The sequence below is a fragment of the Streptomyces sp. MBT65 genome (genome assembly GCF_016612545.1).
Taxonomy (GTDB): domain Bacteria; phylum Actinomycetota; class Actinomycetes; order Streptomycetales; family Streptomycetaceae; genus Streptomyces.
Genome location: NZ_JAENRY010000208.1, coordinates 1 through 13,599 on the forward strand (window position 1 = coordinate 1; position 13,599 = coordinate 13,599).

General features: G+C 69.9%; 11 protein-coding genes, 1 tRNA gene and 1 pseudogene. 7 read left to right on the plus strand and 6 right to left on the minus strand.

Annotation, left to right across the window (positions count from 1 at the left end):
- Together JHN63_RS35505 and JHN63_RS35510 are read right to left on the minus strand one after the other, a co-directional pair.
- Positions 1 to 774, minus strand: a 774-nt coding sequence (locus tag JHN63_RS35505; RefSeq protein ID WP_200688625.1) for a class I SAM-dependent methyltransferase, incomplete at its 3' end; no start/stop codon positions are given.
- 151 nt (positions 775 to 925) lie between these two features.
- Positions 926 to 1,012 (minus strand) — tRNA-Leu (locus JHN63_RS35510).
- A 414-nt stretch (positions 1,013 to 1,426) separates the two neighbouring features.
- Here JHN63_RS35510 and JHN63_RS35515 point away from each other — a divergent pair.
- Both JHN63_RS35515 and JHN63_RS35520 read left to right on the plus strand, forming a co-directional pair.
- A pseudogene (locus JHN63_RS35515) lies at positions 1,427 to 2,228 on the plus strand (ABC transporter ATP-binding protein).
- Between the two features lie 150 nt (positions 2,229 to 2,378).
- Positions 2,379 to 4,907, plus strand: a complete 2,529-nt coding sequence (locus tag JHN63_RS35520; RefSeq protein ID WP_200688627.1) for an ABC transporter permease — start codon at positions 2,379 to 2,381, stop codon at positions 4,905 to 4,907.
- Positions 4,908 to 4,990: 83 nt separating this feature from the next.
- Here JHN63_RS35520 and JHN63_RS35525 read toward each other — a convergent pair whose 3' ends face one another.
- Both JHN63_RS35525 and JHN63_RS35530 read right to left on the minus strand, forming a co-directional pair.
- Positions 4,991 to 6,283: a cyclopropane-fatty-acyl-phospholipid synthase family protein gene (locus JHN63_RS35525; protein WP_200688628.1), complete on the minus strand. Its 1,293-nt coding sequence runs from the start codon at positions 6,281 to 6,283 to the stop codon at positions 4,991 to 4,993.
- Positions 6,284 to 6,493: 210 nt separating this feature from the next.
- On the minus strand, positions 6,494 to 7,879 hold the full coding sequence (locus tag JHN63_RS35530) for an NAD(P)/FAD-dependent oxidoreductase (RefSeq protein ID WP_200688629.1): 1,386 nt from the start codon (positions 7,877 to 7,879) through the stop codon (positions 6,494 to 6,496).
- A 487-nt stretch (positions 7,880 to 8,366) separates the two neighbouring features.
- Between JHN63_RS35530 and JHN63_RS35535 the strand changes: the two genes are divergently transcribed.
- The 5 genes from JHN63_RS35535 (at position 8,367) to JHN63_RS35555 (ending at position 11,991) form a co-directional block, all read left to right on the plus strand.
- Positions 8,367 to 9,110 (plus strand): class I SAM-dependent methyltransferase, encoded by a 744-nt coding sequence (locus JHN63_RS35535; RefSeq protein ID WP_200688631.1) that lies wholly within the window; start codon positions 8,367 to 8,369, stop codon positions 9,108 to 9,110.
- A 96-nt stretch (positions 9,111 to 9,206) separates the two neighbouring features.
- Entirely contained in the window at positions 9,207 to 10,208 is a 1,002-nt protein-coding gene (locus JHN63_RS35540; protein WP_234478198.1) for a zinc-binding dehydrogenase, read from the plus strand.
- 200 nt (positions 10,209 to 10,408) lie between these two features.
- Positions 10,409 to 11,350: a serine protein kinase RIO gene (locus tag JHN63_RS35545; RefSeq protein ID WP_200688632.1), complete on the plus strand. Its 942-nt coding sequence runs from the start codon at positions 10,409 to 10,411 to the stop codon at positions 11,348 to 11,350.
- Between the two features lie 102 nt (positions 11,351 to 11,452).
- Complete coding sequence (locus JHN63_RS35550; RefSeq protein ID WP_200688633.1) at positions 11,453 to 11,725, plus strand: type II toxin-antitoxin system Phd/YefM family antitoxin; 273 nt, start codon at positions 11,453 to 11,455, stop codon at positions 11,723 to 11,725.
- Entirely contained in the window at positions 11,722 to 11,991 is a 270-nt protein-coding gene (locus tag JHN63_RS35555; RefSeq protein ID WP_200688634.1) for a type II toxin-antitoxin system RelE/ParE family toxin, read from the plus strand. Before JHN63_RS35550 ends, JHN63_RS35555 begins: the two co-directional genes overlap by 4 nt.
- Before the next feature lie 43 nt (positions 11,992 to 12,034).
- On the opposite strand, the gene JHN63_RS35560 is transcribed toward JHN63_RS35555, so the two are convergent.
- Together JHN63_RS35560 and JHN63_RS35565 are read right to left on the minus strand one after the other, a co-directional pair.
- Entirely contained in the window at positions 12,035 to 12,991 is a 957-nt protein-coding gene (locus tag JHN63_RS35560; RefSeq protein WP_200688635.1) for a Ppx/GppA phosphatase family protein, read from the minus strand.
- Entirely contained in the window at positions 12,988 to 13,599 is a 612-nt protein-coding gene (locus JHN63_RS35565; RefSeq protein ID WP_200688639.1) for a DUF501 domain-containing protein, read from the minus strand. Before JHN63_RS35565 ends, JHN63_RS35560 begins: the two co-directional genes overlap by 4 nt.

A 13,599-nucleotide genomic window follows, 5' to 3' on the forward strand; every position in this document is an offset into this window, starting at 1 on the left:
GGTGTCGGGGGTGAGGGAGTGGTGCGGGCGGCGGGGTTCCTCGCAGTGCCGGACCTGGAAGCCCAGCGGGAGGGCGGCGGCGAGGTAGGCGCTGAGCGGGCGGTGAAACTCGGTGAGAAGGGACGGGCGGCCGTCCGGGCCGGGTCGGCGGGGCAGGGTCGGCCGGAGATAGGCGACCAGCGGGTGGGCGTCGGAGACGACGAGGTGTCCGCCGGGGCGCAGGACGCGTGCGAACTCCCTTAGCGCCGGGGTCAGTTCGGGAAGGTGGGCCAGGGCGAGCGCGCACACTACGGTGTCGACCGCGTTGTCGGGAAGCGGGAGGCGGTGCAGGTCGCCCTCGTGGAAGTCGACGTCCGGCAGGCGCTCGCGGGCCCGGGCGAGCATGGCCGGGGAGGCGTCGACGCCGGTCACCTGGTGGCCGAGTCCGTGCAGGTGGGCGGTGTGGCGGCCGGTGCCGCAGGCCGCGTCGAGCGCCGTGCCGACGGGCAGGCCGTCCAGGATGCGCCGGACGACGGGCTGCTCGACGTCGATCATGTCGTTGCCGGGGGCGTCGTAGTGCGGTGCCCAGTCCTGGTAGACGTCCGCCGTGCTGATCGCGCCCGGTTCCGCGGTGACGCCCTCGGCGTGGGCGAGGGCGGGGGTGTCCAGCAAGGTGCGGATCTCGGCGATCCGGGCCTCTACGAACGCCCGGTCGGCGCTTCCCTCCTTGAAACCGCGCAGCAGGGCGGCGCCTTCGATGCCCAGCAGGTATCCCAGGGGACTCAGATAGGTCACCCGCGCACGGTACGGATCCGCCCGCCGGCCGCTCCACGGGTTTTCCGGCGCCGCGCCTCTTCAGGAAGTGGCGGCGCACGCCTCCGGGAAGTGGTCGGCGCGTGCACCAAAGCGACTCACCGTTCTCGCGAGTCACACTCTGTAACCGCGATGGTGCCCGGAGCCGGACTTGAACCGGCACGCCCGCGAAGGGGCAGCGAGGTTTAAGCTCGCCGTGTCTGCATTCCACCATCCGGGCAGGCCGTGGGCTCCGCATCGAGGTCACGAGCCTATCGGGACGCGCGTCCCCAACAGCGGGCAGGCGGACCGATGTTGTCTTATTTTATTGATGTCTGAGGGTGCATCAGACCATGGAAAGAGCCATCAGCACTTGCCAATAGCCTTGCGTGCGTTCTGGGGCCTCGTATGCGGAATGACGGAATTTCACCGCCCGAACGAGGGTGCTCCACCGGTTCTTGACGTGGTGGGTCACGGGGGCGGACCCAGGGACCGTCTCGGGGGTGGTCCTCATCCCCAGGTATGACAGCGCTGAGCGCAGTCCGTCTGAAGGCTGCCCCCGGAACCGGAACAGCGGCTGACTACACGGCGCGGCAGGGCCGAGAGGATGGGACACGTCCCCAGCAAGACCGTCGTCCCGACAGGAGCGCCCTCCGTGACCACCACCCCCATCGCCGAACGGACCACCTCAGTGGCCGCGCGTGCCACGGATCTTTCCAAGGTCTACGGACAGGGCGAGACCCAGGTGGTCGCCCTCGACCGGGTCTCGATCGCCTTCCGGCAGGCCGAGTTCACCGCGATCATGGGCCCCTCGGGGTCCGGCAAGTCCACGCTGATGCACTGTGTGGCCGGCCTGGACTCCTTCTCGTCCGGTTCCGTGCGCATCGGTGACACCGAGCTGGGCGCCCTGAAGGACAAGCAGCTCACCAAGTTGCGCCGGGACAAGATCGGTTTCATCTTCCAGGCGTTCAACCTGCTGCCGACGCTGACGGCCCTGGAGAACATCACGCTCCCGATGGACATCGCGGGCCGCAAGCCCGACAAGGAGTGGCTGGACTCGGTGATCCGGATGATCGGCCTCTCCGACCGGCTCAAGCACCGGCCCTCCGAGCTCTCCGGCGGCCAGCAGCAACGCGTCGCCGTGGCACGGGCGTTGGCCTCCCGCCCCGACATCATCTTCGGCGACGAGCCGACCGGAAACCTCGACTCGCGCTCCGGCGCGGAGGTGCTGGGCTTTCTCCGCAACTCCGTACGGGAGTTGGGGCAGACGGTGGTCATGGTGACCCACGACCCGGTGGCGGCGGCGTACGCGGACCGGGTGGTGTTCCTCGCGGACGGACGCATCGTCGACGAGGTCTACGAGCCGACCGCGGACTCGGTGCTCGACCGGATGCTGCATCTTTCTGGGGGAAACCCCCAGACCCCCTGAGTTCGACGCCAAGGGCCGTACCAGCTAGGCCCTCTGACGGTTCCTCAACTCGCCGCCACGGCACCTGACTTCATCTGTCGCGGCAACCGACTTCGCCGCTCCGGCACGCCGTCTCGCCGTCCCGGCACCCGACTTCGCCGCCCGGCTCATCCCTCGTAGACCTGGACTGAGTAGACCCATGTTCCGAACCGCCTTGCGCAACGTACTCGCGCACAAGGCCCGGCTCCTCATGACCGTGCTCGCCGTGATGCTCGGCGTCGCGTTCGTGTCGGGGACCCTGGTCTTCACCAACACCATCTCGAACGCCTTCCAGAACAGCTCGGCCAAGGGCTTCGACCAGGTCGACGTCGCAGTGACGGCCAAGTACCAGGACGACAAGGGCGACACGGTCGGCAAGACGCCCGAGCTGACCCAGGCGATGCTCGACACCAGCGCGAAGGTGCCGGGGGCCGCGTCCGCGACCGGGGTCGTCAACGGCTTCACCGCCATAGCCGACAAGAAGGGCAAGCTCATCGGCGGCGGCTTCCAGTCGGAGGGCGGCAACTACTGGGGGGACAAGGACGCCCGCTATCCCCTCAAGTCCGGTACGGCACCGCACGGTTCGGGCGAGGTGGCGATCGACTCCGAGACCGCGAAGCGCGCCGGGTACAAGGTCGGCGACACCGTGCGTCTGTCGGTCGACGGACCGGTGCTGAGCCCGAGGATCACCGGCATCTTCACCACCGACGACGGCAATGTCGCCGCCGGCGGCAGCCTCGCCCTCTTCGACACGGCGACCGCGCAGAAGCTGTTCGGCAAGGCGGGGACGTACGACGAGATCGATGTGAAGGCCGCGGCCGGGACGAGTCAGGCGGCGCTGAAGTCGCAGCTGGACCTGGCCCTGCCCAAGGGGCAGACCGAGACCACCACCGCCAAGAAGCTCGCCGACGACCAGGCCGAGACGATCGCCGCCTCGATGAGCGGGCTGAAGTCGGGGCTGCTGGTCTTCGCGGGGATCGCGCTCTTCGTCGGCACGTTCATCATCGCCAACACCTTCACCATGCTGGTCGCCCAGCGCACCAAGGAACTGGCCCTGCTGCGCGCGGTCGGTGCCTCGCGCCGGCAGGTCACGCGGTCGGTGCTGCTCGAGGCGTTCGTGGTCGGCGCGGTCGCCGCGGCGGCCGGGCTGGTCGCCGGTATCGGGATCGGCGCCGGGCTGCGCGCCCTGATGGGCACGATCGGCGCGACCGTCCCGGACGGCCCGCTGGTGATCACCCCGAACACGGTGCTCAGCGCCCTCGCGGTCGGCATCCTCATCACCATGCTCGCCGCCTGGCTGCCCGGCCGCCGGGCCGCGAAGATCCCGCCGGTCGCCGCGATGAGCAGCGTGCACGCGACGGCCACCACCAAGTCGCTGGTGCTGCGCAACACGCTGGGCGCGCTGTTCTCCGGCGCGGGCGTCGCGGTCGTCATCGCGGCCACCTCGATGAACGGTTCGGACGGCCAGGCCCCCATGGGCATCGGCGCCGTACTCCTCATCATCGGCGTGTTCATCCTGACCCCGCTGCTGTCCCGCCCGCTGATCGCGGCGGCGGCCCCGGTGCTGCGGATCTTCGGGATCTCCGGCAAGCTGGCCCGCCAGAACTCGGTGCGCAACCCGCGTCGTACGGCCGCCACCGCCTCCGCGCTGATGATCGGCCTCACCCTCATCACCGGTATGACGGTGATGGCGGGCAGCCTCCAGCAGGCGATCGACAAGATGGCCTCGTCGGCGATCAGCGCCGACTACATCGTCTCGATGGCGAACGGCAACGAACTCTCCGCCGACGTCGACAAGACCCTCACCACCACCTCCGGCGTCACCGCCACCAGCCCGCTGCGCAACGCCCCGTCGCGCATCGACGGCGAGACCGAGTTCCTCACCGGGGTCAACGGCTCCGCGATCGGCAAGCTCACCGACCTCACGGTGGACAGCGGCACCTTCAAGGTCGCCGGCACGCAGGTGGTCGTGGACGACGACACCGCCAAGTCCCATGGCTGGAAGGCCGGTTCGACCTTCACCACGCACTACGAGGACGGCAAGGCACAGCAGCTCACCGTCTCCGCGGTCTACGAGGGCAACGCGCTGATCCGCGGCATCATGCTCGACAACGCGACGCTCGCCCCGCACCAGACCGACCCGGCCGACATGCAGATCCTGGTCAAGACGGCGGACGGCACGTCGAGTTCGACGAAGGACAAGCTGGAGAAGGCCCTCGGCTCCAACCCGGCCGTCAAGGTCCAGGACAAGAAGGACCTCTCCGACAGCATCGCGCAGGTCTTCACCCTGATCCTCAACATGGTCTACGGCCTGCTCGCGATGGCGGTGATCGTCGCGGTCCTCGGGGTCATCAACACCCTCGCGATGTCGGTCTTCGAGCGCTCGCAGGAGATCGGGATGCTGCGCGCGATCGGCCTGGACCGCAAGGGCATCAAGCGGATGGTCCGGCTGGAGTCCCTCGTCATCTCGCTCTTCGGCGGGGTGCTGGGCATCGGTCTGGGCGTCTTCTTCGGCTGGGCGGCCGGTGAGTTGATCGGCTCGAAGATGGCGACGTACGAACTGGTCATTCCCTGGGCCCGGATGGCGCTCTTCCTGCTGCTGGCGGGCACGGTCGGCGTCCTGGCCGCGCTGTGGCCGGCCCGGCGCGCGGCGAAGCTGAACATGCTGTCGGCGATCAAGTCCGAGTAACCGCAGGCGAGTTGACCGAAAGAGGGCAGGGGCCCCGTTCCGGAGCGGAACGGGGCCCCTGGCCATGTGCCCTGAAGGTGCGGTCAGTTCCAGGTGCGGGCGCGCAACGGCATTCCGGAGACGCCCGGTTCGGGGGTCCGGACGGCCAACACCTGGTTGACTCCTATGCGGTTGCGCTCGAAGCCGAGCACGGACGCCGCCATGTAGAGGCGCCACACACGGGCCCGCCCGGCGCCGACGAGGCCGACCGCGCGCCGCCACTCGGACTCCAGGTTGGCGACCCAGCGGCGCAGGGTGAGCGCGTAGTGCTCGCGGATCGCCTCGACGTCGCGCACCTCGAACCCGGCGCTCTCCAGATGGGTCACGGTGGCGCCGATCGGGGCGAGTTCACCGTCGGGGAAGACGTACGCGTCGATGAACTCGTCGATGTCGTACGCCGATTCGTCCTGCCAGGGGCGGCGGGCGATCTGGTGGTTGAGGAGCCGCCCGCCGGGCTTGAGCAGCGCGTAGAGGTCCCGCGCGTACTCCACGTACCGTGCGGAACCCACGTGTTCGGCCATACCGACGGAGGAGATGGCGTCGTAGGGACCGTCGGTGACGTCACGGTAGTCCTGGACGCGGATCTCGATCTTGTCGGTGAGGCCCTCCTCGGCGACGCACTTACGGGCGTAGGCCGCCTGTTCCTGGGAGAGGGTCACGCCGACGACGCTCACGCCGTACTCGCGGGCCGCGTGGATCGCCATCGAACCCCAGCCGCAGCCGACGTCGAGGAGCCGCTGTCCCGGGGTCAACTCCAGCTTGCGGCAGATGAGTTCGAGCTTGTCGCGCTGGGCGTCCTCCAGGGTGCCGTCCGGGGACTCCCAGTAGGCGCACGAGTAGACCATGGAGGGGCCGAGGACGAGTTCGTAGAAGTCGTTGCCGACGTCGTAGTGGTGGCTGATGGCGCGTTTGTCGGTGCGTCTGGTGTGGAGGTGGGCGCGGCTGCGGCGGACCTCCTCCGGGGGCGGGGCCGGCGGCAGCGGGAGCCCGCCGAGCTTCACCAGTCCGCGGACGGCGGAGCGCACCTGGGGGTCGCGCAGGGCCTCGGTGCGGGTGCGGGCGCCGTCGCCGCGCTCCCAGACCAGCGTGGACATGGCGTCGAGGGCCGCGTAGAAGTCGCCCTCGATGTCCAGGTCGCCGGAGACCCAGGCGCGGGCCATGCCCAGTTCGCCGGGTTTCCACAGGAGTCGGCGCAGGGCACGGCGATTGCGTACGACCAAGGTCGGCGCATCGGGCGGCCCTGCCTCGGAACCGTCCCAGGCGCGGATACGCACCGGGACGGGGGTCCCCAGTAGCTGTTCGAAGAGGGATTTGAGCCGCAGCGCGGCATCAGCCATGGCGCACACCTCCGTGACGCGGATCCCGGAATTGTCCATCACTACGTAAACACCAGCCAGGCTCCGTCGCAGTCCTGCTTGAGCGTTACGAGTAGGCAAAATGCGTGTAGCTGCCACGCAGACGGGGCGTCGGGGAACGCCGAAGGGGCCGTCCGCACCACGGATGGCGGACGGCCCCTTCGGGCGTGCTTCAGAGGCGACCGGAGAGGGTCAGGAGGCCTTGGCCTTCTCCTCGGTCTTCACGGCCGCGGCGGGCGCCGGCGCCGGCTTGGCGGCCTCGTAGAACTCCTCGCGGGGGTTCTCCATGGCGCCGAGGGAGACGACCTCGCGCTTGAGGAACATCGCGAGGGTCCAGTCGGCGAAGACACGGATCTTGCGGTTCCAGGTCGGCATGGCCAGACCGTGGTAGCCGCGGTGCATGTACCAGGCGAGACGGCCCTTGACCTTGATCTTCACCTTGCCCATGACGATCATCGCGACGCCCTTGTGCAGGCCGAGACCGGCGACCGCACCCTTGTTGGCGTGCGAGTACTCCTTCTGCGGGAAGCCCCGCATACCGGAGATCACGTTGTCGCCGAGGACCTTCGCCTGGCGCAGCGCGTGCTGGGCGTTCGGCGGGCACCAGGCGTTCTCGACGCCGGCCTTGCGGGCGGCGATGTCGGGCACCTGGGCGTTGTCGCCGGCGGCCCAGACGTAGTCGGTACCGGTGACCTGGAGGGTCGGCTGGGCGTCGACGTGACCGCGCGGGCCGAGCGGGAGGCCGAAGCGGGAGAGCACGGGGTTCGGCTTGACGCCGGCCGTCCACACGATCGTGTTGGAGTCGACCTCGAGGCCGTTCTTCAGCACGACGTGACCGTCGACGCACGAGTCCATGGAGGTCGAGAGGTAGATCTCGATCCCGCGGCTCTCCAGGTGCTCCTTGCCGTAGAGGCCGAGCTTGGGGCCGACCTCCGGGAGGATCTTGTCGGCGGCGTCGACGAGGACGAAGCGCATGTCCTCGCGGGAGACGTTGGTGTAGTACTTGGCCGCGTCCCGGGCCATGTCCTCGACCTCACCGATGGTCTCCGCACCGGCGAAGCCGCCGCCGACGAAGACGAAGGTGAGCGCCTTGCGGCGGATCTCCTCGTCGGTGGTGGAGTCGGCCTTGTCGAGCTGCTCGAGGACGTGGTTGCGCAGGCCGATGGACTCCTCGATGCCCTTCATGCCGATGCCCTGCTCGGCGAGGCCGGGGATCGGGAAGGTGCGGGAGACCGCGCCCATCGCGATGACGAGGTAGTCGAAAGGCAGCTCGTACGCCTCACCCACGAGGGGGGCGATCGTGGCGACCTTGCGGTCCTGGTCGATGGTGGTGACCCGGCCGGTGAGGACCTCCGCCTTCGGCAGCACGCGTCGCAACGGGACGACGACGTGCCGAGGGGAGATGCTGCCGGCGGCGGCTTCGGGGAGGAAGGGCTGGTAGGTCATGTACGACCGGGGGTCGACGACCGTGACGGTCGCCTCGCCGTAGCGCATCTTCTTGAGAATGCGCCGAGCTGCGTACAGGCCTACGTACCCACCGCCTACTACGAGGATCCTGGGACGCTCCGTGGTGCTCATGCCATCGAGTATCCACCTGCCCCTGGGGGGTCGCTCGTGCGCCCCTTCACAAGCTTCCACAGGGGCTGTGTTATCCTCCGCGACTCGCATGATCCAGGTCACCTCGCGGGAGGCGGACCACGGTGCGGTTCGCCCCGTTGTCAAGGCCGCGTGAGCTGCCCCTCTGTCCCTGCGGACCCCCTGGACCACACCTCCGCGACACCCTCCCGAAACGCCCCCGAATCACTCCCGCACCACCCCGCCGAGCACGCTCCCGAGCCCGCCGGGACCCCGGAAGGGCCAACCGGGGCAGTCCGGTCGCCCAACAGGACAGAATTCCTTGTGAAGAACTTCACGAACTTTCTTACGGACGCGTTCCGGAGGGGGTCGGCGAGCGCCCCTGCATCCGCTCATACGTTATATGGGCTGCTCAGGAGTTTACTACCGGCCAGTAATAATTCGGGGTCACGAGGGTCCGGCACAGCGGCTTCTCCCCATACTGAGAACCATGGCCGTCTACGACACGCTCGGCACGACGTACAGCCGGTCCCGGCGGCCGGATCCGCGGATCGCGGCGCGGATCCACGCCGCGCTCGGGGACGCCTCGGACGTGATCAACGTGGGTGCGGGCACGGGCTCCTACGAGCCCTCGCACACGATCCTCGCCGTGGAACCCAGCCGGATCATGCTCGCCCAGCGCCCGCGCGGGTCCGCGCCCGCCGTGTGCGCGGTCGCCGAACGCCTTCCGCTGCGCGACGACGCCGCCGACGCCGTCATGGCGCTGCTGACCGTCCACCACTGGAGCGACCTCGCGGCCGGCCTCGCCGAGCTCCGCCGGGTCGCCCGCCGCCGCGTCGTCGTCCTGACCTGGGACCAGCGGATCTTCCGCGAGCGCTTCTGGCTCGTGCGTGACTACCTCCCCCAGGCCGCGGCCTACGACGACACCCGCGCCGTCCCGCCCGAACGGCTGGCCGCGCTGCTCGGCGGGGCACGGGTGGAGACCGTCCCGGTCCCGCACGACTGCGCGGACGGCTTCGGCGCGGCGTACTGGCGCCGCCCGCACGCCTATCTCGACCCCGAGGTACGCGCCGGCATCTCCATGCTGGCCCAGACCGGAGACGACGCCCTCGCCCCCGGCCTGGCGGCGCTCGCCGACGACCTCACGACGGGCCACTGGCACGCCCGGTACGCCGACCTGCTCGCCCGCGACACCGTCGACGTCGGCTACCGGCTCCTGGTGGCAGACCTCTGACCGACGCCCACATCGGCTGACCTACAGGTGCGCCAACAGCCGTAGATCCGGGGCGAGTCGGGAATGAAGCCGAGGCGGGCGCACGTTGGCAGCCCCATGACGTTCTCGCCGAGCACCATGCGCGCCGTCCAGCTCTCCGGCCCCGGCCCCGTGGAGAACCTGCGGCTGACCACGCTCCCGCTGCCGCCCGAGCGGGACGGGTGGGTGCGGATCCGTGTCGAGGCGTTCGGGCTCAACCGGTCCGAGCTGAAGCTGCGGTTGGGGGTGAGCGAGGGCGTCAGCTTCCCCCGGGTGCCGGGCATCGAGGCCGCCGGCACGGTCGACGCGGCGCCGCCCGGCAGTGGACTGACTCCCGGCCAGAAGGTCGTCGCGATGATGGGGGACATGGGGCGCACCTACGACGGCGGGTACGCCGAGTACACGTCGGTGCCGCTGGCCCAGGTGATCCCCGTCGAGACCGACCTGCCCTGGGAAGTCCTGGGCGCGCTGCCGGAGATGGTGCAGACGGCCTACGGCTCGCTCACCGTCGGCCTGGATCTACAGCCCGGCCAGTCCGTACTGATCCGGGGCGGCACGTCCTCGGTGGGACTGGCGGCAGCGGCGCTGGCGACGTGGCGCGGAGCGACGGTGCTGTCCACGACCCGCCGCCCCGATCGCCTGGCTCTGCTGAAGGAGCGGGGCGTCGACCACCCTCTCCTCGACACCGGCGAAGTGGCTTCCTCAGTGCGGGAGTTGTACCCGTCCGGCGTCGACGCCGCGCTCGACCTCGTCGGCACCCCGACCCTGCCCGACACCCTGCGCGCGGTCCGCGTCCACGGCACGGCCTGCTTCGGCGGCAGCCTCTCCAACCAGTGGACGGTGCGGGACTTCTCCCCGAACGAGTACCTGCCGAGGGGAGTTCGCCTCGCGGGTTACTTCGGCGACGCCTCCGACCTGCCCGCGCCGGTCTTCCAGAACATCCTCGACGCGGTCGCCGCCGGCCAACTGGCCTTCCCCGTGGACCGCGTGTACGACGGCCTGGAGCAAGTACCGCAGGCCCACGGGGACATGGAGCACAACCGGGCCACGGGGAAGCTGGTGGTGCGGGTCCGGCACTAGTGGATCCCCGACCGGGCCGTAGTACGGACCTCCGGTCGGGCCGACGTTATTCGGTTGCCGCTCCCCGTCCCCGCCCCTCACCATGGGCGGGACACCGGGAGCTGCCCGGTGCTCCACGAGAGGAGGCACGACTGTGACCGCGACTGTTCTCGGCATGCCCGCAGCCCGCCTTCCTCTCACCTCTTGGAGCACCTCCAGCGATGTCTCACGACGAGCTCTCGCAAGACCCTCAACACCCGGTATTTCCTGACGACTTCAGCGCCGACCCCAACCGCCGCGTCCCGCCGCCGGACGCGTTGGGTGACATCGACGACCGGTTCGTCTTCGACTTCCGTGCCTACGACGACGACCTCGAGGACGGACAGCGCTGGTCGACCTGGCTCAGCGTCGAACCCCTCTGCCGCGGCCCCGAGCCGCTCCCGGACTGGGTGGTCACCTCGCAGGGCGCGATCGACACCGAGCTCGGTGTCCTCAAGACCGGCAAGGAGGCCGACGTCCACCTAGTCGAGCGCGCAGACCCGCTCGACCCCGCGGCCGGCGTGGTGATGGCGGCCAAGCGGTACCGCTCCTCCGAGCACCGGTCCTTCCACCGCGCCGCGTCCTACACCGAGGGCCGCTCGATGAAGCGCTCGCGTGACGAGCGGGCCGTCAAGCGGAAGAGCACCTTCGGCCGACAGGTCGCGGCCGGCGAGTGGGCGGTGTCCGAGTGGGCCGCGCTGGTGCGGCTCTGGAACCTCGGGCTGCCGGTTCCCTACCCGGTCCAGATCGACGGCACCGAGATCCTGATGGAGTGGATCACCGTCGTCGACGAGGACGGCACCCTCGCGACCGCACCCCGGCTCGCCCAGACCCGGCCCTCGCCCGAGCTGCTGGCGTCGTACTTCGAGCAGCTCACCGACGCGCTCGCCACGATGGTGCAGAACGGCCTCGTGCACGGCGACCTCTCGGCGTACAACATCCTCGCCGCGGGCGAACGGCTGGTCGTCATCGATCTGCCACAGATCGTCGACCTGGTCGGCAACCTCAACGGCATGACCTTCCTCCAGCGCGACTGCGCCAACATCTGCGGCTGGTTCCGCTCCCGGGGCCTCGACGCCGACGAACACGCACTGTTCGCGGAACTGATGGCCCACGCCTTCTGAACCGGGCCGGCGACGGGTCGGCCGTCGGGGCTGTGAGGGGCGCGGATCTCCGTGTCCCTCACAGCCCGGCCGCGTGTACACACATGCGCGTACACTTACGCCATGACCGAGGAATCCGTGACCATACGGGAAGCCCGCGCCCATCTCGCGGAGCGCATCAACCTGGCCGAGGAAGGCACCCCGACGGTCATCACCCGCAACGGCACTCCGGTGGCCGCCGTGGTACCGATCGCGGACTTCGAAGCCCTGGAAGAGGCGGCGGACGTCATGCTGGCCCGAGAGGCCGAAGCGGTCCTGGCCGAGAACGGCCCCACCGTCACCATGGCCGAGCTGCTGGCCGATCTGTTCACCGAGCGCGGTGAAGGCGCCGCGTGAAGTACGCGCTCCGGTTCACCACGGCGGCGCAGCGACAGCTCCGGGCCATCGGTCGACTCGACGCCATGCGCATCCTGACCGCGTTGACCGCACTCGGTGACGACCCGTACCGCGAGGACACCGACGTCAAGAAGCTCACCGGTCCGTCGGGGCTCTACCGGCTACAGGTCGGAAGCTACCGGGTCGCCTACCAGATCCACGACGGCGAACTCGTCATCCTCGTCGTCAAGGTGGGCGACCGGCGCGACGTGTACCGCAACCTGTAGGCGGTCGGTCCGAAGACTCTCCGATCCCGTCGAGGATCGCCGCCTATCGCGACTCGGCCGCCTTGAAGGCGATCCCGTCCAGGATGTCGTGTTCGCTCACCACGACCTCGCTCGCGCCGACCCGCTCCATGATCGAGAGGAGTACGAGGGCGCCCGCACCGATGACGTCGACGCGGCCCGGGTGCATGGAGGGGATGGCCGCGCGTTCGGCGTGGGTGGAGCGGAGGAGGGACTCGGTGATCTCGCGGACCCGGTCGTAGGGGACGCGGGAGTGGTGGATGGCCTCCGTGTCGTACGCGGGGAGGTTCTGGGCGATCGCGGAGATCGTGGTGACCGAGCCGGCCAGGCCGACCAGGGTGTGGGCCTCGCGGAGCGGGACCGTCTGTTCGGCGAGGTCGAGGGCGGCCTCGATGTCGGCGCGCATCGCCGTGATCTGGTCCGGGGTCGGCGGGTCCGTGACCTTGCCGTCCTGGACGAGGTGGCGCTCGGTCATGCGGACGCAGCCGATGTCCACGGAGCGGGCGGCGCGGACGGTGTCGTCGCCGACCACGAACTCGGTCGAGCCGCCGCCGATGTCCACGACGAGGTAGGGCTTGGCGAGGGCCAGGTCGTCCCGGCCGGTCAGTTCCGCTGTCGCGCCGGTGAAGGAGAGTTCCGCCTCCTCGTCGCCGGTGATCACCTCGGGTTCGACGCCGAGGATGTCCAGGACGCCCCGGACGAAGTCCTCGCGGTTCGAGGCGTCGCGGGAGGCGGAGGTGGCGACGAAGCGGAGGCGTTCGGCGCCGAGTTCCTTGATGATCGCCGCGTAGTCGCGGCAGGCCGCGAAGGTGCGCTCCAGCGCCTCGGGGGCGAGGCGGCCGGTCTTGTCCACGCCCTGGCCGAGCCGGACGATCGTCATCCGCCGGTCCAGGTCGACGAGTTCACCCGTCTCCGGGTCGACGTCGGCGACGAGGAGGCGGATCGAGTTCGTACCGCAGTCGATGGCGGCGACCCTGGTCACTGGTCGTCCTCCTTCTTCTCCTGTGCCTCTACGGGCTTGAACGCGAAGTAGCCCTTGCCGTCCTCGGACGTCTCCGTCTCCCAGTCCTCGCCGGTCGGCGGCACCCCGGGCACGGACACGCACGGACCCTTGGCCCACCACTCCGGCAGCATCGCGAGCGCCTCGTCGCCGAGCGGGTTGACGCCCGGGCCCGCGGCCAGCGAGTGGCCCACCAGGACGTGCAGGCACTTCACCCGGTCCGGCATGCCGCCCGCGCTGGGGAAGCCCTCCAGGACCTCGATGGCGTCGCGGCGGGCGATGTAGTCCTCGTGGGCGGCGCGGTACGCGGCGGCCAGTTCGGGGTCCGTCTCCAGCCGGGCCGTCATCTCCTTCATCACGCCGTTCGCCTCCAGCGTGCCGATCGCCGAGGCGGCGCGCGGGCACGTGAGGTAGTACGTCGTCGGGAAGGGCGTGCCGTCGGGGAGACGGGGAGCCGTCTCCACCACGTCCGGCTGTCCGCACGGGCAACGGTGCGCGATCGCGCGCAACCCGCGCGGCGGACGCCCGAGTTGCTGCTGGAAGGCCTCGACGTCGGCGTCGGTGGGCTCGGTGCGCGGGTTGCGCGCGAT